Origin of the sequence: Stenotrophomonas sp. As-7 (genome assembly GCF_030291015.1) — a bacterium.
In the GTDB taxonomy this organism is placed as follows: Bacteria; Pseudomonadota; Gammaproteobacteria; order Xanthomonadales; family Xanthomonadaceae; genus Stenotrophomonas; species Stenotrophomonas lactitubi.
Window position 1 is genome coordinate 4,586,349 of the sequence record NZ_CP127405.1, and the last position, 18,602, is coordinate 4,604,950.

An 18,602-nucleotide genomic window follows, 5' to 3' on the forward strand; every position below is an offset into this window, starting at 1 on the left:
GCTGCACGCGTTGCAGCTGCGCGAACCGCCGCCCGCGCGGCGGTGGCCGCGCTGCGGCGCGCTCCGCTTCATTCCCCCTCTTGTCTTGAATCAAGGAAGACCGTGATGCCCGTTGTTGTTTCCCCACGCCGCCGGATGGCCACCTGGCGCCTCATGCTGCTGCTCGCGCTGGCCGTGCCCAGCCTGCCGGTGGCCGCGCAGTCGATGGCCTGCGGCACCTACCTGCAGGACGATGGCAACGCCAGCCTGACCATCGAAAGCGAAGCCCACGGCTTCCTTTCGGGCCCCTACCAGGCCACGGAGCGGCTGCGGCTGGTACGCCAGGACAACCTGCTGGGCACCGGCAACCTGTCCACCGGCCGCCTGGAGAACTGGGAGTTCAGCGACAACGACCGCACGGTCACCGGCGGGTACCACACGTTCCACCTGAAAGCAGCGGCCGCCTGCAAGCCGGTACCGGAGATGGTCGAAGGCAGCTGCATGGCCGACACCAGCGACTGCCTGGAGGCACTGCCTGAGGCCGCGCCCTTGCAGCTGCACGCCTGGTGCCGCGAGGGCGTGGAGGTGGCCTGCACCCAACTGCAGGAGACCTACCAGCGCCAGGCCACGGAGGCGCAACCGCAGCGTGCCCGGGCCGAGCCGCAGATGCCGCCCTACTGCCGCGATGACGCATCGCCCGAGGACGGGGAAGCCTGCATGGCCGTCATGAAGGCCATGGCCGGCGAGCTGATGGGCAGGGCGGTGATGGGCCTGGAGCAGACCCTGGACGCACCGCTGCCAGCAGCGCAGCTGGATGAACTGGCGGCGCTGTGCGCGCAGCAGCAGGGCGAGGCGTTCTGCAGCAACGTGGCCGAGGCGCTGTGGAACGGCGGACGCCTGCAGCAGGCGCAGCAGGCCCTGCAGCGCTCATGCACGCAGCGCGAGGGCACCTACGCCTGCGGCCCGGCCAAGGGCCTGGCGATGCTGACCCCGCTCGCGTCGTCGGCGCTGACCCCGGTCGCAGCTACCGCGCTTCCCTGCGGCCGCTTCGAGGCCGAGCTTGGCCTGCTGTCGTCGCTGCGGTTCCTGGATGCCGGCCTGGTCGAAGTGGAGGGTGTCGGCACCCGCCTGCGCGCACGCGTGCAGGACGGCAGGATCCTGATCCGTCGTGACGTCGGCAGCGATTTCGTACTGCAGCCACTGAGCAACGGAACCCTGGCCGGGATGGACAAGGACAACCGCTACGGCTACTACCAGCGCATGGACAAGTCCGCGACGAGCTGCCGGCCGCCGCCGGCATTCGTGGAGATCCCGCAGCCGCTGGATTGCCCGATCCTGGCCCGCAAGGGCGGCGCCGCATCATGCTGCAACGACGGCAAGCTGCTCGGCTGCAAGGTCGCCGGTGAGGAACTGCACAGCGCGGAGAAGTGGGCGCAGGCCCAGCCCTATTTCATCAAGCTGTGCAGCGCCGGCGTGCGCGATGGCTGCCTGGGGCTCGCCGCAGGCTATGCGCATACCGCCGACCCCAAGGTTCCGCAGACGATGGCGGCGATCTGCGCCAAGGATGGCAAGGGCACCCATGTAGCCTGCGATGTGGACGCCACACGTGACTGGGCGGGCATGAAGGCGCAGGCGGCCGAACAGTAAACCGTAGTGCCGTGGGCCGGAGGAATACTGCCTTCGGCCCACGCTGTGGCGCGCCTCAATCGTCCTTGCGCTTGGGAATGATGGTGATGTGGCCGTTGGTTTCCAGCAGTGCCAGTTCCACCTCTTCCACGCCGATGCAGCTCTGCTGGCGCATGGCGACCTCGAAATCGGCGCGGCTGACCAGCTCGCGCCGCAGCACGCTGTCGAAGAGCTTGCCGTTGCGCGCGATCACCACCGGTTCGCCCTCGATCAGCCGTTCCATGCGGCGGCTGCGGGCGGTGATCCAGCCCACGCCGTAGTTCAGCAGGATCAGCGTGGCGGCCAGCAGCAGGCCGCCGGCCAGCGACGTATCGGTGCCCAGCAACGCGTTCTGCACCGCGTTGCCGAGCAATACGATCAGCAGCACATCAAACGGCGTGACCTGCCCCAGCGCGCGCTTGCCACTGAGCCGGACCATGCCCAGCACCACGGCATAGACCACCACCGCGCGCAGGATGAATTCCCACCACGGCATCGCCAGGGCGAACAGATCGGGCATTGCGGGTTCCCCTGCTGAGCGATGGCCCAGCGTGGCGCAGCAGCGCACAAATAAAAAGCCCCGCTGACCAGGGGGAGGTCAACGGGGCCGGGGAACGGGTGCTTGGGGAGGAGCCCCCGTTCCGAGATCTGCTCCAGGGGATGGGAGAGATCCACAACAGGCGTTGCGCCTGTCGGGAGTTATAGAAGCACTCCGAACACTAACGGTTCGTGAAGGGGCCCAATTTAATAAGCACCCCCCAGGGAAACATTCATGTTCGAGTCAGAAATATCACGCAAATGAACGAATTCACGGCGTTTTCGGCCTGAATGCGACTCAGTGCGCCTCATCCCAGTTACTGCCGGTGCCGGTATCAACCACCAGCGGCACGCGCAATTGTGCTGCTTGCGACATGTGCTGCACGACATTGCTGCGCAGCTCTTCAATGAATCCGGTCTCGGCTTCGAATACCAGTTCATCGTGCACCTGCAGGATCATCCGCGCCGGGGCACCGCTGTCACGCAGCCACTGATCCACCGCGACCATGGCGCGCTTGATGATGTCGGCGGCCGTGCCCTGCATCGGGGCATTGATCGCCGCACGCTCGGCACCGGCGCGCAGGCCCTGGTTACGTGCATGAATGTCGTTCAGGTACAGGCGGCGGCCGAACAGGGTTTCCACATAGCCCTGGTCACGCGCCTGCTGGCGCATGCGCTCCATGAAGTCGCGCACGCCCGGGTAGCGGCTGAAGTACAGCGCCACGTAGTCCTGCGCCTGGCCGCGGTCGATGCCCAGGTTGCGGGCCAGGCCGAAGGCGCTCATGCCGTACATCAGGCCGAAGTTGATGGCCTTGGCGGCACGGCGCTCGTTGGCGGTCACCTCGTCCAGCGCGCGCCCGAACACCTCGGCGGCGGTGGCGCGGTGCACGTCGGCGCCCTGTTCGAAGGCACGCACCAGGCCTGGGTCCTCGGACAGGTGGGCCATGATCCGCAGCTCGATCTGCGAATAGTCGGCCGCCAGCAACTGCATGCCTTCCGGGGCGATGAACGCGCGGCGGATGCGGCGGCCATCCTCGGTGCGGATCGGGATGTTCTGCAGGTTCGGATCGGACGAGGACAGGCGGCCGGTCGCAGCACCGGACTGGTGGTAGCTGGTGTGTACGCGGCCGGTGTCCGGGTTGACCATTTCCGGCAGCTTGTCGGTGTAGGTGCTGCGCAGCTTGGCCAGGCCGCGGTACTCCAGGATCACCCGCGGCAGTTCGTGCTGGTCGGCAATCGCCTCCAGTGCCTCTTCATTGGTGCTGGGCTGGCCCTTGGGGGTCTTCACCACCGCCGGCAGCTTCAGCTCATCGAACAGCACCGCCTGCAGCTGCTTGGGCGAATCCAGGTTGAAGCTGCGTCCGGCCAGTTCGGTGGCCTTCTGCTGCGCGGCCAGCATGCGCGAGGACAGGTCCTGGCTCTGCCGGCGCAGTTCGTCGGTGTCGATCCGTACGCCGTTGGCTTCGATGCTGGTCAGCACCGGCACCAGCGGCATCTCGATGCTGCGGTACACGCTGTCCAGGGTCGGTTCGGCCCGCAGCTGCGGCTGCAGCGCATGGTGCAGGCGCAGGGTGATGTCGGCGTCTTCGGCGGCGTAGCGGCTGGCCTCGTCAATGCCCACCTGCGAGAACGAGATCTGCTTGGCGCCCTTGCCGGCCACCTCCTCGAACTTGATGGTGTTGTAGCCCAGGTAACGCAGGGCCAGCGAATCCATGTCGTGGCGGGTGGCGGTGGAATTGAGCACGAAGCTCTCGAGCATGGTGTCGTCGTGGTAGCCCTGCACGTCCACGCCATGGCGGCGCAGCACGTGCAGGTCGTACTTGCCATGCTGGCCCAGCTTCTTCTTCGCCGGGTCCTGCAGCACCGGCCGCAGCGCGTCGAGCACCTGTGCCAGCGGCAGCTGTGCCGGCGCGCCCGGATAGTCATGGCCGACCGGGATGTAGGCGGCCTTGCCCGGTTCCACCGCCAGGCTGATGCCCACCAGTCGCGCACGCATCGCATCCAGCGCGTCGGTCTCGGTATCGAAGCTGATCAGATCGGCCTGCTGCACACGTGCGACCCAGGCCTGCAGCTGCTCGGTGGTCAGCACGGTCTCGTACTCGCCGGGCGCCGACAGCGCCGGATCGAGTTCGCCCGCCGGCGGCGCTTCCGCGCTGCCACGGGCAAAGCCGGCCGCGGTGCCACGCAGGCTGGGCGTCGCGTCGTTGGCCACCGCAGGCGCTGGTACCGGCCCACCCAGTTCCTTCAATGCCTGGGTGAAGCCGTAACGCAGGTACAGCTCGCCCAGCGTGGGCACGTCCGGATCACGCAGGGCCAGCGTGGTCGGGCTGGCGTCCAGCGCGACGTCGGTGCGGATGGTCACCAGTTCCTTGTTCAGCGGCAGCCGCTCCAGCGCGGCGCGCAGGTTCTCGCCGATCTTGCCCTTCATGGTTGGCGCGGCCGCGATCACACCGTCCAGATGCTGGTATTCGGCCAGCCACTTGGCCGCCGTCTTCGGCCCGCACTTCTCGACCCCGGGCACGTTGTCCACGGTGTCGCCCATCAGCGCCAGCAGGTCGACGATCTGGTCGGCACGCACGCCGAACTTGTCCATCACCGCCGCATCCGAATCCATGCGGCTGCCGGTCATGGTGTTGACCAGTTCGATGCCCGGCCGGACCAGCTGGGCGAAATCCTTGTCGCCGGTCGAGATGGTGACCTTCAGGTCCTGTGCGACGCCCTGCAGGGCCAGGGTGCCGATAACATCGTCGGCCTCCACGCCATCAATGCGCAGGATGCTGATGCCCAGCGCTTCGACGATGCGGCACATCGGCTCGACCTGGCTGCGCAGTTCGTCGGGCATCGGCGGGCGGTTGGCCTTGTACTGGTCGTACAGGTCGTCGCGGAAGGTCTTGCCGGGGGCATCGACGACGAACGCGACGTAGGCCGGGCGCTCCTTCAGCGTCGAGCGCAGCATGTTGACCACGCCGAACAGCGCGCCGGTGGGCTCACCCTGTGCATTGGACAGGGGCGGCAGCGCGTGGAACGCGCGGTACAGGTAACTGGACCCGTCGATCAGGACTAATCTGCTCATGCGACGATTCTACGCGCCCACGCCTGCACCGAGGCGACACGGCAGTGACGCGACGATGGGGCATAATCAAGGCTCTTTCCAGGCAAAGGCCCCGCCGATGAAAACCCTGATGCTGGCTTCCGTGCTCCTGCTCGCTGGCTGCGCCAGCATGGGCGGCGCCGGCGCGCCCCCGGTGGACGTCAAGGGCGCCGATGTCTCCAAACGCACGATGGACAATGGTGACACCATCGAGGAGTACCGGGTGTCCGGCCAGCTGCGCATGGTCAAGGTGACGCCGGCACGCGGCGCGCCGTTCTACATGTACGACAAGAACGGCGATGGCCGCTTCGACAACGACAAGGATGGTGTGTCGCCGGTGTACTGGAAGCTGTACAGCTGGTGATGCGACCGGGGTCGGATCCCTTTCCGCAGGAAAGGGCTCTGACCCCATCAAGGCGATCGGCAAGGCCCATCCACGCATGGCGTGGATCTACTGGGTCCTATCCACGGATGGCCTGGACCGTTGACGGTGGCTCTACCGGGCTCCGGAAAAAACAACGCCGGCGCGCATCCTGCGGCCGGCGTCGGGTCCCCTCCCCGGGAACGCTTCTGTATCAGCGGATGACCAGCACCGGCAGCGTGCTGCGCGCCAGCACCTCGGCGGTCTGGCTGCCCAGCAGCACGCGGGTGACGCCGCGGCGGCCGTGCGAGGTCATCACGATCAAGTCGCTGTTGCGCTGGCCCGCCGTCTCGATGATGCCGTCGGCCGCATAGCGGTCCAGCACATGCACCGGATTGGCGGTGATGCCCTGCTCGGCCGCCTTGGCCAGCGCAGGCTGCAGCACCTTCTGCGCGCCTTCCTCGCGGTCGGCCTTGTACTCCGGGCTGTTCATGTAACCCACGCTCCAGCCCATGGCGTCGTACATGCCGACGGCCCATGGCTCGGAGACGGTGACGATGTCGACCTCGGCGTTGAGGTCCTTGGCCAGCTCCAGGCCCTTGGCCAGGCCCTTGTCGGCCAGCTCCGAACCGTCGGTGGCGATCAGGATGCGCTTGTACATGGTGGGGCTCCGCGATGATCTACCCAGTGGGAACGACACCATTACATACCCGATGTGGAGATCGTGCCTTGCGCAGGATCAATCCGGCAGCGCGCAGCGATGCCTGCGCAGCGCGGGTTGACCGGGCGATGCGCGGCCTGGCATCGCCCGGCGCAACATGCCCAGGATCGACACGCGGCTGCGATGCTCCGGTAGCGCCGGGCCATGCCCGGCGGGCACTCAGGCCTGCACCTTCACCCGCCAGCCACCCTCGTGCGGTTGCCAGTCGAATTCCACCGGCAGGAACTTCTCGATCAACCGCGCATTGCTGACCAGGTGATCGCTCAGCACGTGGGTGGTGAACGCACCGCCGCCCGCCAGCGCCATCGGCAGCAGCAACTGGTCGGACAGGTACTCGCCAACGGCACCCGCCCCGTCCAGATACTGCTTCACCTGCCCGGCCAGGCGCGCGCCGACCTGCTCGGCGGAGACACTGCGCTCGCCATGCCCGCTGAACACCTCCACGTGGTCGCCATGCCGCACGCGCACCAGGGCAACGTTGCCCGGTCCCAGCGCCGGCCGTATCGACTGCACGTTGCGCGGATGCGGGTCCACGCCCAGCGTCTCAGCCAATACCTGCAGTTCGCGCAGGCCGATGCCGGTGGACAGTCCGGACATCAGCACCTGTGCCTCGATTCCCTGCAATGGCGCACGCACCTCCAGCGACGGCGGCTGCAGCGCTGCGCACGGCTGCACCTGCACCTCCATCACGCCACCGCCTGCCGGGTGAAAGCCGTGCTGCAGCAGCTGCATCGACGCCTGCACGCCCATCCGTTGCAGCGCCGGCAGATAGCTTTCGGCGATGAAGTCCGCACTGGGCGCCAGTGGGTTGTGGGTACCGCCTTCCAGGCGCAGCTGCGACGCTCCCTGCGCGCGCCACAGTGCCGGCAGCACGGTCTGCAGCACCAGCGTTGCCGAGCCGCTGCTGCCGGTCGCGAAATGATAGTCGCCAGCGCTCACCGCCCCCGGCTCGAAGCGCAGCGAGGTAGCGCCCAGTTCCGCACCGTGCACACACGCGTTGCCGACCCGCGCCGCGGCGTTCACCGCGGTCAGGTGCTGGCGCATCAATCCCGGCTTGCGCCGGATCGCGCGGATGTTGTGCAGCGTGAAGCCGGTGCCGGTGCACAGGCTCAATGTCAGTGCCGAGCGCAGCAGCTGTCCGCCACCCTGCCCGCCATCCAGTTCAATCATGTCCATCTGTCTGTTCCTCCATGCCCGTTGTGTCGATGCCGGGCCCTGCTGCCGTGCGCGGCGCAGTGTACGCCGCGCACGGGTTGCCTCATCCCTTCACGCACACCACCTGGCGCAGCGTGTGCACGATCTCGACCAGATCGCGCTGGGCCTCCATTACCGCCTCGATCGGCTTGTAGGCCGCCGGCGATTCATCCACCACCTCCGCATCCTTGCGGCATTCCACGTGCGCGGTAGCCTTGGCGTGGTCATCCACGGTGATCAGCTTGCGCGCCTGGGTACGGCTCATCACGCGGCCGGCACCGTGGCTGCAGCTGTGGAAGCTGTCCTCGTTGCCGAGGCCACGCACGATGAAGCTCTTGGCTCCCATGCTGCCCGGAATGATGCCCAGTTCGCCCTTACGCGCACTCACCGCGCCCTTGCGGGTCAGCATCACCTCCTTGCCAAAGTGGGTCTCGCGGTTCACGTAGTTGTGGTGGCAGTTCACCGCCTCGGCCTCGGCCTCGAACGGCTTGCTGATCACCGTGCGCACTGCAGCCACCACGTTGCGCATCATCACCTCGCGGTTCATGCGTGCGAAACGCTGCGCCCAGTCCACTGCGAACACGTAGTCGCCGTAGTGCTGGCTGCCCTCGGGCAGGTAGGCCAGGTCCTGGTCGGGCAGGTTGATCATCCAGCGGCGCATTTCCTGCTTGGCCAGCTCGATGAAGTAGGTGCCGATGGCATTGCCCACGCCACGCGAACCGGAGTGCAGCATGAACCACACGCGCTGCTCCTGGTCCAGGCAGACCTCGACGAAGTGGTTGCCGGTACCCAGCGTCCCCAGGTGCTTGAGGTTGTTGGTGTTCTTCAGGCGCGGGTGACGCTCGCAGATCAATGCGAAGTCGTCCACCAGCTGCGCCCAGCCTTCCACCGCCAGTTCGGGCGGCGTGTCCCAGCTGCCCTTGTCGCGGCCACCGCGGGTGACGCTGCGGCCATGCGGCACCGCCCGTTCAATCGCGCTGCGCACAGCGGACAGATTGTCCGGCAGGTCGCTGGCAACCAGCGTGGTGCGCACCGCGATCATGCCGCAGCCGATGTCCACGCCCACTGCCGCTGGAATGATCGCGCCGATGGTCGGCACCACCGAACCCACGGTCGCGCCCTTGCCCAGGTGCACGTCGGGCATCACCGAAATCCACTTGTGGATGAAAGGCAGCCTGGCGATGTTCTGCAGCTGCTCGCGCGCCTGGTCTTCCAGCGGCACGCCGCGGGTCCACAGCTTGATCGGTGCAGCACCCGGCTGCTGGATCACGTCGTAATTGAGAGTGGTCATGGTGATGTTTCCTTTCATCCAAAGCAAAAACAAAGAAGGTGCGGTGACAAAGGTGGTGGAACATTCCGTCGTCCACGTTGCCGTGGATGACGGCCGGGACTTGAACCCGACCCCGAAGGGCTTCCGATGTAGTTCCACCTGCATTCCCCGCGCAACGAAAGCGAAGGTGCCGGCAGCACGACAAGAATCTGGAGGAACATCCTGCTCTACCACTGAGCTACCGCCGCGTTGCCGCGGCAGGCGGGAGTCGAACCCGCGACCTGGAGCTTAAGAGGCTGTAGTTCCTCCGGCATTCGCGCTGCCGGCGGTGAAGCATCGGCGCCGTTGCCGGTGCCGTTCGAAAAGGTGCGGTGACAAGGGAAGTGGAACGTCTGCTTCCTCACGACAGGCAGGAAACGCGGGACTCGAACCCGACCCCGAAGGGACAACCAATGTAGTTCCACCAGCATTCACCGCAAAAACGAACTCCTGGCCCTGCCCGGCTGGCCCCATTGCCAGCCGGGCGGTCCGTGGCGACATCCTTGCCGCCTTACAACGCCATGTCCTGGATGCGCTGGACCCAGCTGCTGCCGTCCTCGGCCGCAGCGGCGTACTGCGCGATCAGGTCGAACACCGCATCGCTGAAGCCTCCGATGTGCAGCACGTCACCGCGCTGCACGGTCTGGCTGCTGGCCACCGGCTGCAGGTCGATGCACACCAGCCGCGCCTGCGGGCAGCGACGCTTCAGTGCATCCCACTGCAGCATCGTGGCCGTCTGCCCACCCTGGCGGGTGTCGCGCCAACTCTCGTTGTCCGACACCATCACCACCAGGTCCACCGGCTCGCGCTTCAGGTTGAGGTACTGCAGCGGTGCGCTGACCGACGTACCGCCACCGTTGATCGCCAGCTGGCGGGCCAACGTCATCACGCTGTCGCGCGGGTTCAACCGCACGTGGCGCACTTCGGTATCGAACGGCAATACCTTGGCCTGCGGCTGCCCGCGCAGCACGCAGGCTGCAACCAGCGCCGCCACGTCCACACAGCGTGCCGCGGTACTGGCGCCCTTGCGGTAGCCGGTTACCGGCGACTGCATGGAACCGGACACGTCCACCGCCACCACCACCCGCCCCGGCAATGCCGGCGCCGACGCCGTCGCGATCTCCATCGCATCCTGCAGCGCTTCCAGGATCGGCGACGGCAAGCCAGCACCCGCGTGGAAGGCCATCAGCAGCTGGTACGGCAGTACACGGGCACGACGCACCTGCTGCGGATCACGCAGGCGATCTGCGATCACCTGCACCATCGCCGGATCATCGAACACGCCGTTGCGGGCGAACGTGTTGAGGTTCATCCGCATCGACTGCCACGATGCATTGCGGGCCAGTGCCGACCACTGCGCCGCATCCAGCGGCAGCGTGCTGTAGTACTGGAACGGCAGGTCCGGCGGCAGTCCGCGCGGATCGCGCTTGAAGGCTTCGTAGGCCTGCACGACCGCCGGCAGCTGCGCCTCGTCGTACGCACGACCGATGATCCAGGCATACAGCGCCTTGCGCTCGGCGTTGGCCGGCTTCGGATGCACCATGCGGATCACATCGGCCAGCGACGGCTGCTGGCCGATCGCCGCACGCACCAGCGTTTCCGCCGACGCCTGCTGGATCCACTCACGCACCCTGCGCTTGGGCAGCGAGCCCAGCGAACGACGCCCCACCTGGCCGCTGCGCATGATCTGCACGAAGGTGCGCAGTTGGCGGCCGTTGTCGATCACCCGCGGAAACGCCAGAGCGAACGCCTCCGGGTCACGCAGGCTGAGCACCGCCAGCAGCAGCGCCGGCATGTCCTTCATATGTGCGACCTGGCGGGCGTACAGGGCAGTGCGGGCGATGAAGCGCGGCTCGACCTGCGCGGTCAGCGCCAGCACCTGCTGCAGCTGCGCTTCGGCGTCGCTGTAGAAAGTGTTGTTCAGGCACCCGGTGGCCGCATACAGCGCCAGCGCTGCACGCGGGTCGCGGCGGTAGGCCAGGCCACCGGCTTCATTGACGGTGTCTGCCTGCGGCGGCTGCGGCGTGCGCATCCAGGAGAAGAGCGAAAGGTTGGCCATGCTGATGTCCTCGGCGGGAACAGCCCGCGTCGTGTCTTGCTGGATATAGAGCAATGGCCGTGCCAACTTTTCTCGCAAGTATCCATGCGATTGATTTTCATGGAATTTCTCTTGAATCGAGCTATCTTGATCAGCGAGACGCGGCGAAACGATATATATTTCTGGCGCATCTTTTATAGGAATGGATATGGCGCGTCGGCAGGTGGTCTTTGGCATGCTCGGCACCCAGCTCGACGCGGGCGAGGGCCCGGGGCGCTGGCAGAAGTGGCGCCCGACGGTGTCGCTGGGCATGCATGAGGATTTCCTGCCCGACCGCATCGAGCTGCTGCTGGATGAGCGCCGCTACAGCAAGCTGGCGCGGGTGGTCTGCGAGGATCTGGTGCAGGCGGCGCCGGGCATCAGCGTGCAGCGGCACGACACCTACCTGGCAGATCCGTGGGAATTCGAGGGGGTCTACGCCACCCTGCATGACTTCCTCGCCAGCTATCCGTTCCAGCCGGAGGAGGAGGACTACTACGTCCACATCACCACCGGCACGCACGTCGCGCAGATCTGCTGGTTCCTGCTGACCGAGAGCCGGCACTTCCCCGGGCGCCTGCTGCAGACCTCGCCGCCGCGCAAGCAGGACGGCGCCGCCGGCACGTACGCGGTCATCGACCTCGATCTATCGCGTTACGACCACATCGCCCAGCGTTTTGCCCAGCAGCAGCTGCAGGACCGCGACCTGCTGAAGGGCGGCATCGCCACCCGCAACGCGGCCTTCAATCGCATGATCGAGCAGATCGAAACGGTGGCTACCCGCTCGCGCGCGCCGATGCTGCTGATGGGGCCGACCGGTGCAGGCAAGAGCCAGCTGGCCAAGCGTGTGTTCGAGCTGAAGAAGCTCAAGCACCAGTTGCCGGGTCGCTTCGTCGAGGTGAACTGCGCGACCCTGCGCGGCGACGGTGCGATGAGCACCCTGTTCGGCCATACCAAGGGCGCCTATACCGGTGCTTCCAGCGACCGTGCCGGCCTGCTGCGCTCAGCCCACCAAGGCCTGCTGTTCCTGGACGAGATCGGCGAACTCGGCCAGGACGAACAGGCGATGCTGCTGCGGGCGCTGGAAGAGAAGCGGTTCCTGCCGGTCGGCAGCGACCGCGAAGTGGAGAGCGACTTCCAGCTGATCGCCGGCACCAACCGCGACCTGCAGCAGTCGGTGCTGGAAGGCCGCTTCCGCGAAGACCTGCTGGCCCGCCTCAACCTGTGGACCTATCGCCTGCCGGGTCTGGCCCAGCGCATGGAAGACATCGAACCGAACATCGAGTTCGAGCTGGAACGCTGGTCGCAGGACCAGCATGCGCGGGTACGTTTCAACGTCGAGGCACGCACGCGCTATCTGGCATTCGCCACCAGCCCGGAAGCCGCGTGGCGCGGCAACTTCCGCGATCTGGGCGCGTCGATCATGCGCCTGGCCACCTTGGCGAGTGCCGGGCGCATCCAGATCGAGGGCGTGGAAGACGAGATCGTGCGCCTGCGGGCGCAGTGGCGCGGCGGCGATGCGCCTTCACCGCTGGATGCACTGTTGGGCGATGCCGTGGACACGCTGGACCGTTTCGATCGCGTGCAGCTGGAAGAAGTGGTGCGGGTCTGTGCGCGCTCGAAATCGCTGTCCGCTGCGGGTCGCGAGCTGTTTGCGGTCTCGCGCACGCAGCGCGCCAGCACCAACGACGCCGACCGCCTGCGCAAATACCTGGCCAAGTTCGGGCTGGACTGGGAGCAGGTGCGGGGTCCGGTCACACCGTAGCGCCGGGCTTGCCCGGCTGCCACGCACGGCGCATGCTGGGCGCGCGGCACGCTGCCGCCATCGGGGAGCACGCGCATGCAGGACCGCAAGCCGACATCACAGATCACCCCACGGGCCATTCTTCTGGCCGTGGCCGCCGCGTTCGTGCTGTTCTATGGCGGCTACCAGCTGGGCAAGCACCTTGCCCTGCGCGAGAACGCGCAGCAGGCCGCAAGTCGGTAACGCTCTTCTGTAGAGCCGAGCCATGCTCGGCTGCTCTCCGCGACCGACGACATCGTGCCAACCAAGGTTGGCACCTACCGGTAGAGGCCTATGCTCAGGCGATCTGCACCACGCGTGCGTTCTGGCACAGCGGGTAGCTGCTGACGAATTCAGCGATCGCCTCACGCATCGCCTCGAACGACTGGCCATACATGTACAGCGCGGTCTCGCTCGGCCCCTGCCACCAGCTGCAGATCTCGCCCAGGCCATCGATGCGCTCGGACAGCTGTTCGAACACATGGTTCGAATCGCACTGCTCGTATACCTCGTCCGGCAGGGTGAGGCCATCGAGGTAGATGCCCAGGCCCTCGGTCACGCCGAAGCTGCGATCGGCCTCGCCTGCGCCCTGTATCTGCGAGCCCTTCGGTGCACCCAGCTGCTCCAGCAGGTCGATCAGCTTCGGCACGCCCGCGGCATCGACCAGTGCCACTTCGATATCGCCGTATTCGACTTCGCCTTCGTCGGACATCGCGGTACCGCCTCCGGTGATCCCACCCAGCTCGGCCGCCTGCAGCAGCGCATCCAGCGGATCCTCGAACAGCTCATGGCGATGCTCGGGCTGCAGCCTGGCGTTCAATTTCACGGTGACATGCAGCGTGGGCTCGGTCATGAGGGCATTCCTGGGAGATGTGGCCGCTATTGTAGAGCCGCGCCTGCTCGACTGGCTTTGCTGCGGAAAGCAGCCGAGCATGGGCTCGGCTCTACAAGACCGCGCTCAGCGCAGGAACGGCGGCACTTTCCGTTTCAGCAGCTCCACCAGCACCGGGTCCATGTACTCGTAGTCATCCGGGATATCCAGGCAGATCACGCGCTTGCCCTTCAGCCACGGCTTGTAGCGGCTGGACAGCCGGTTGCGATGCGCCCGCTCCATCACGAACACCAGGTCGGCCCACTGCAACAGCTCGGGGCTGAGGATCTCTTCGGCGTCGGCGAGCAGCCCGGCCGAGGCGGTCTCGATGCCCGGCCACTCGGCGAACACCTGCTCGGCCGTCGGGCTGCGCAGGCGGTTCTGGCTGCAGAGGAAGAGAACCTTGCGGGTCATGACCGCAGCGTATCGGGGTCGGATCCCTTTTCCAACGGAAAAGGGCTCTGGCCCTACGCAGTACCTTCAGAGACGTTGCATGGCCGCCGCAGGCTTCATCAGCGATCATTGGGCTATCGCATCTTGGACACGCCCATGATTACCAGAGATGACCTGTTGCAGGAGTTCGGGGAGGTAACCGAGGTCCACGGCTGCTACTTCGCCAAGTACACCGTGGCGACATTCGATCTTCATTGCTGTTTGAGGATCACCGATGGCCAGGATCTGATGGTTGTCTCAAAGAACATCAACGACCCGGAACTCGCCTCCAGCGTTGCACTGGAAGCGCCGCGCCATCTGTCTCACGACAGGCCAACGATCTTCACTATTTCTTCCAATGCTTATGGGTTCACCCACGCAATGGCGGTGCCCAGCACGTATCACGGGTTCCTCAACCAGATTGAGGGTCGTGCGAACCTGTTCCTGTGCGTGCCGATCTTCCAGTGCGAGTTCAGCGGCGAGGAATCAGCAGAGGAGTTCCGGCTGGCCACGACGCATGTCGTTTCGATCTACGAGTGGGACAGAACCGTGCAACCCAAGGTCAGCGTGTACTTCGACAACCCCCGCACCGGCGGCGGCACAGACGAGTCCGGCGCCCTCGTGCCGTTGCGGGTACTCCTGGCTGAAATCGACAATCTGAGCGGCGTAGGCGACGGCTTCATCGAGATCACCAATTATCGCGACGAGGTGATCGAGGTGTTGTCACCGGAAGAAGGCAGCTATGTGTTGATCCGCAACCGGCAGGATGAGGAAATGATGGAGCGCGTGCGGCTGGTGGCAGCAGTGGAGACGTTCACCACCAAGTGACGCCCAGCCGTTTTTTGTAGAGCCGAGCCCATGCTCGGCTGAATTTTCCGGCCAACCGCGGCCGAGCATGGCTCGGCTCTACAGATGTCCCGGCCCCCTGACAGCGATCAGATCACCGTCAGGTTGGCATATGCCATCACCAGCCACTTGCTGCCGGCGTCGGCGAACTCGATCTGCACACGTGCGTGGGCGCCGTTGCCTTCGTAGTCGGTCACCATGCCTTCGCCGAACTTGGGATGGTTGACCAGCGCGCCCAGCTTGATCGGCGGCGCTTCGATGGCGGCGTGACCCATCACCCGGCTTGCGCCCATCGAGGCCGGTCGCGAGACCTGCACCTTCGGCCGTACTTCGTGCAGCAGCTCGCGCGGGATCTCGCGCAGGAAGCGCGACGGCAGGCTGTAGTTGTCCTGGCCGTGGATGCGCCGCGATTCGGCGTAGCTCAGCACCAGCTTCTGTCGCGCACGGGTGATGCCAACGTAGGCCAGTCGACGTTCTTCTTCCAGCCGCCCGCTTTCCTCCAGCGACCGTGCGCTGGGGAACAGGCCCTCTTCCACGCCGGCCAGGAACACCAGCGGGAATTCCAGGCCCTTGGCCGAGTGCAGCGTCATCAGCTGCACGCCCTCCTCGCCCGCCTGCGCCTGGCCTTCACCAGCTTCCAGCGCGGCATAGGCCAGGAACGCGACCAGCTCGTCCATGTCCTCGCCCACTTCCTCGATGTCGTCGGCACGCCGCACGAAGCGCGAGGCCACCGACACCAGTTCGTCGAGGTTGTCGGTGCGCGATTCCGAATCCAGCGCGTTGCGGCTTTCCTTGCTCCAGTGTTCGCGCAGCTGCGAACGCACCAGCACATGGTCCACGCGCTCGGCCAGGGTCATCTGCTGGGTCTGCGCCTGCAGTTCATTGACCAGCACCAGGAAGCCGGCCAGCGCGTTGCGCGCACGCGCCGCCAATGCACTGCCCTGGGTCACCAGCATGGTGGCTTCCCACAGCGAGATGCCCTGGGTGCGTGCTTCGCGGCGCACTTCGTCCAGCGTGCGGTCACCGATGCCACGCGTGGGCGTGTTCACCGCGCGCTCGAATGCAGCGTCGTCGTTGCGGTTGGACAGCAGGCGCAGGTACGCCAGCGCATCCTTCACTTCGGCGCGCTCGAAGAAGCGCATGCCCCCGTACACGCGGTACGGCACCTGTTCGCTCAGCAGCGCTTCTTCCAGCGCGCGTGACTGCGCGTTGCTGCGGTAGAGCACGGCCACTTCGGTATAGCTGCCACCGTCGCGCACCCACTGCCGCGCGCGCTCGACGATGTAGCGCGCCTCGTCCATCTCGTTGTACGCCGCGTACAGGTCGATCGGATCGCCGTCGCCGCTGTCGGTCCACAGCTGCTTGCCGATGCGGTCCGGGTTGTGCGCGATCACCGCGTTGGCGGCGTTGAGGATGTTGGCGGTGGAACGGTAGTTCTGTTCCAGGCGGATGGTCTGCGCGCCCGGGAAATCGCGCAGGAAGCCCTGCACGTTCTCGACCTTGGCACCGCGCCAGCCATAGATGGCCTGGTCATCGTCACCGACCACGAACACGTGGCCCTCATGCCCGGCCAGCACGCGCACGAAGGCGTACTGGATGGCGTTGGTATCCTGGAATTCGTCGACCAGGATCTCGCGGAACCGCGCGCGGTAATGCGACAGCAACGGCGGATTGTCGCGCAGCAGTTCGTGCGCGCGCAGCAGCAGCTCGGCGAAATCGACCAGGCCGGCGCGGTCGCAGCGCGCCTGGTACTCGGCATAGGCCTGGCGCATGGTTTCCAGCCACGCGTCGTTCGGCTCGGGCTGGATGTGCTGCGGGCGGCGGCCTTCATCCTTCTGCGCGTTGATCCACCAGGCAATCTGCTTGGGCGGGTACTTGCCGTCATCCAGCTCCAGCGCCTGTACCACGCGCTTGACCAGCCGCAGCTGATCGTCCGAATCCATCACCTGGAAGCTTTCCGGCAGCTTGGCGTCCTGCCAGTGCAGGCGCAGCAGGCGGTTGGCCAAGCCGTGGAAGGTGCCGATCCACATGCCGCGGCTGCCATGCGGCAGCTGTGCGTCGATGCGATGGCGCATCTCGCCAGCGGCCTTGTTGGTGAAGGTCACCGCGAAAATGCCGTGCGTCGGCACGCCTTCGACTTCATGCAGCCAGGCAATGCGGTGGGTGAGTACGCGCGTCTTGCCCGACCCGGCACCGGCCAGCACCAGGTGGTGACCGAGGGGAGCGGAGACGGCTTCGCGCTGGGCCGGGTTCAGGCCATCAAGCAAGTGGGAGACATCCATGCCTCCATTTTACGGCATCGACGTCGCAGCTCCTGCGACCACCTGCACGGCCAGGGCCTGCGCCTGCTGACGCAGTTCAGGCACCGCCAGGCTTTCCCACAGGCTGCCGATGCGCAGGCTGCCGAGTACGCCCAAGCGCGCCTGCGGCTGGCCGCCCGCTGCGCACAGCCGGTCGCCCGGCACACTGCTGTCCAGGCCCAGCCCATGCGGGCCGGGACGGGCCAGGCCGTCGACCTGCAGCTGCTGCAGCAAGGGGTTGCGCAGCGCCGAGGCACGGGTTTCCACGCCCGTGGCATTGACCACCGCACCGATCGTCCACTGCACGTTGCCGCCGCCCGCCTCGCGACCCGACAGCTGCAGGGCATCCCCGTCGCGCCACACGCGTTGCAGGCGGGCGCGGTGAACCCGCAGCTGGCCGCTGGCCTGCAACGCCTGCAACTGCTGGGCCACCGGCTCAGCGATGCGATGACGGTGTACGTCCCAGTAGCGCACCACGTGGCGCAGGAAGCGACGCTGGTCGGCCTCGCCCAGACTGAGCCAAAGTGCCTGGCCGTGCGGACGGATGCGGTCCATCACGCCCTGCCACGGGATGCCATCGACCTGAGCCTGCCGTGCGTGCTGGCGCAGTGCGCGCAGGCGCTGGCGCAGGGTCATCGGCAGCAGCTCCTGCGGGTCGAACGCCGGCTGGCCACCATGTGCATGCGGCAACGGCAGCAAGCCATGGCGCGAGATCACGTGCAGCGGCCCGCTGTGACCTGCGGCCGCCAGCGCCAGTACGGTGTCGGCCATGCTCAGCCCGGAGCCGACGATGGCCAGTGCATGGCCACCGGCCAGCGTGCGCACGCCGTCGTAATCCCAGGCTTCGACCACGTCATCGGCGAGCAGCGCATCGGCGCCGTCCACCGGCAGCGGCCGCATGCTGTTGCCTGTAGCGATCACCGCCTGCGCTGCATGCAGCGTTGTGCCATCGCCCAGCTGCAGCTGGTAACCGTGGTCATCGGCATGCAGCGCCAGCACCGGTTGGGCGATGACCTGCAATCGCGCCGCGCTGGTCGCTTCGGCCTCGCGCAGGCGTTGCTGCAGATAGGCGGCGAAGTAATGGCGGCACACGTAACGTTCACCCAGCACCTCGCGCGCCTCACCCGGGTAGGCGTTGGCCGCCTGCAGGTAATCGAGGAAGTCGCCAGGCTGGTCGGGGAAGGCGCTCATCTTCGCCGCCGGTACGTTCAGCAGATGCTCCGGCCATGGCGTGGCATAAGCGATGCCCTGTGCCAGCTGCGAGGCGGGTTCGAAGATGGCCAGCGTCAGTGGGGCCTGAGCCTGGCGCAGCATCTGGATCGCTACCAGCACCCCGGCCGCACCACCACCGATGATCGCCAGGTCCAGTTCGCCATTACGCGGTGAATCAGTCATGCGCCGATTGTAGGCCATCGGCCCTGCCGGGCTGGCGCCGG

General features: G+C 66.5%; 15 protein-coding genes and 1 tRNA gene. 5 read left to right on the forward strand and 11 right to left on the reverse strand.

Annotated features, from left to right (window positions below):
- Positions 1-105: 105 nt before the first annotated feature.
- Complete coding sequence (locus QP457_RS20935; RefSeq protein ID WP_205404541.1) at positions 106-1,626, forward strand: hypothetical protein; 1,521 nt, start codon at positions 106-108, stop codon at positions 1,624-1,626.
- A 55-nt stretch (positions 1,627-1,681) separates the two neighbouring features.
- Here the strand turns inward: QP457_RS20935 and QP457_RS20940 are convergent, their stop codons facing one another.
- Both QP457_RS20940 and polA read right to left on the reverse strand, forming a co-directional pair.
- Complete coding sequence (locus QP457_RS20940; RefSeq protein WP_089237785.1) at positions 1,682-2,164, reverse strand: YetF domain-containing protein; 483 nt, start codon at positions 2,162-2,164, stop codon at positions 1,682-1,684.
- A gap of 315 nt (positions 2,165-2,479) precedes the next feature.
- Positions 2,480-5,254 carry a DNA polymerase I gene (gene polA / locus QP457_RS20945; RefSeq protein ID WP_205404542.1) on the reverse strand — a complete coding sequence of 925 codons (2,775 nt, stop codon included), beginning with the start codon at positions 5,252-5,254 and terminating at the stop codon, positions 2,480-2,482.
- A gap of 97 nt (positions 5,255-5,351) precedes the next feature.
- On the opposite strand from polA, the gene QP457_RS20950 reads away from it, so the two are divergent.
- A complete protein-coding gene (locus QP457_RS20950) occupies positions 5,352-5,636 on the forward strand; it encodes a DUF2782 domain-containing protein (protein ID WP_099819903.1) in 285 nt (94 codons plus the stop codon).
- Between the two features lie 211 nt (positions 5,637-5,847).
- Here QP457_RS20950 and QP457_RS20955 read toward each other — a convergent pair whose 3' ends face one another.
- The 5 genes from QP457_RS20955 to QP457_RS20975 all read right to left on the reverse strand — a co-directional run bounded on the left by QP457_RS20955 (position 5,848) and on the right by QP457_RS20975 (position 10,916).
- Positions 5,848-6,294 (reverse strand): universal stress protein, encoded by a 447-nt coding sequence (locus QP457_RS20955; RefSeq protein WP_025878044.1) that lies wholly within the window; start codon positions 6,292-6,294, stop codon positions 5,848-5,850.
- A gap of 219 nt (positions 6,295-6,513) precedes the next feature.
- Entirely contained in the window at positions 6,514-7,530 is a 1,017-nt protein-coding gene (gene rtcA, locus QP457_RS20960) for an RNA 3'-terminal phosphate cyclase (RefSeq protein ID WP_205404543.1), read from the reverse strand.
- An 82-nt stretch (positions 7,531-7,612) separates the two neighbouring features.
- Positions 7,613-8,839, reverse strand: coding sequence for an RtcB family protein (locus QP457_RS20965; protein ID WP_032976791.1), 1,227 nt, complete (start codon positions 8,837-8,839; stop codon positions 7,613-7,615).
- A gap of 83 nt (positions 8,840-8,922) precedes the next feature.
- Positions 8,923-9,065: transfer RNA gene (locus tag QP457_RS20970), tRNA-OTHER, on the reverse strand.
- Positions 9,066-9,368: 303 nt separating this feature from the next.
- Entirely contained in the window at positions 9,369-10,916 is a 1,548-nt protein-coding gene (locus QP457_RS20975; protein ID WP_205404544.1) for an RNA-binding protein, read from the reverse strand.
- 187 nt (positions 10,917-11,103) lie between these two features.
- On the opposite strand from QP457_RS20975, the gene rtcR reads away from it, so the two are divergent.
- Positions 11,104-12,699: an RNA repair transcriptional activator RtcR gene (gene rtcR, locus QP457_RS20980; RefSeq protein ID WP_205404545.1), complete on the forward strand. Its 1,596-nt coding sequence runs from the start codon at positions 11,104-11,106 to the stop codon at positions 12,697-12,699.
- A gap of 75 nt (positions 12,700-12,774) precedes the next feature.
- A complete protein-coding gene (locus QP457_RS20985) occupies positions 12,775-12,921 on the forward strand; it encodes a hypothetical protein (protein WP_205404546.1) in 147 nt (48 codons plus the stop codon).
- A 94-nt stretch (positions 12,922-13,015) separates the two neighbouring features.
- Here the strand turns inward: QP457_RS20985 and QP457_RS20990 are convergent, their stop codons facing one another.
- Together QP457_RS20990 and QP457_RS20995 are read right to left on the reverse strand one after the other, a co-directional pair.
- Positions 13,016-13,570: a hypothetical protein gene (locus QP457_RS20990; RefSeq protein ID WP_205404547.1), complete on the reverse strand. Its 555-nt coding sequence runs from the start codon at positions 13,568-13,570 to the stop codon at positions 13,016-13,018.
- Positions 13,571-13,675: 105 nt separating this feature from the next.
- On the reverse strand, positions 13,676-14,002 hold the full coding sequence (locus QP457_RS20995) for a low molecular weight protein tyrosine phosphatase family protein (RefSeq protein ID WP_100461988.1): 327 nt from the start codon (positions 14,000-14,002) through the stop codon (positions 13,676-13,678).
- Positions 14,003-14,137: 135 nt separating this feature from the next.
- Here QP457_RS20995 and QP457_RS21000 point away from each other — a divergent pair, with 135 nt between their 5' ends.
- Entirely contained in the window at positions 14,138-14,848 is a 711-nt protein-coding gene (locus QP457_RS21000) for a hypothetical protein (RefSeq protein ID WP_180164926.1), read from the forward strand.
- Positions 14,849-14,955: 107 nt separating this feature from the next.
- Here the strand turns inward: QP457_RS21000 and uvrD are convergent, their stop codons facing one another.
- Positions 14,956-17,148: a DNA helicase II gene (gene uvrD, locus QP457_RS21005; RefSeq protein ID WP_205404548.1), complete on the reverse strand. Its 2,193-nt coding sequence runs from the start codon at positions 17,146-17,148 to the stop codon at positions 14,956-14,958.
- A 9-nt stretch (positions 17,149-17,157) separates the two neighbouring features.
- The gene (locus tag QP457_RS21010) at positions 17,158-18,579 is read right to left on the reverse strand and encodes an FAD/NAD(P)-binding protein (protein ID WP_205404549.1); all 1,422 of its coding nucleotides are present in this window, start codon (positions 18,577-18,579) and stop codon (positions 17,158-17,160) included.
- Positions 18,580-18,602 lie beyond the last annotated feature (23 nt).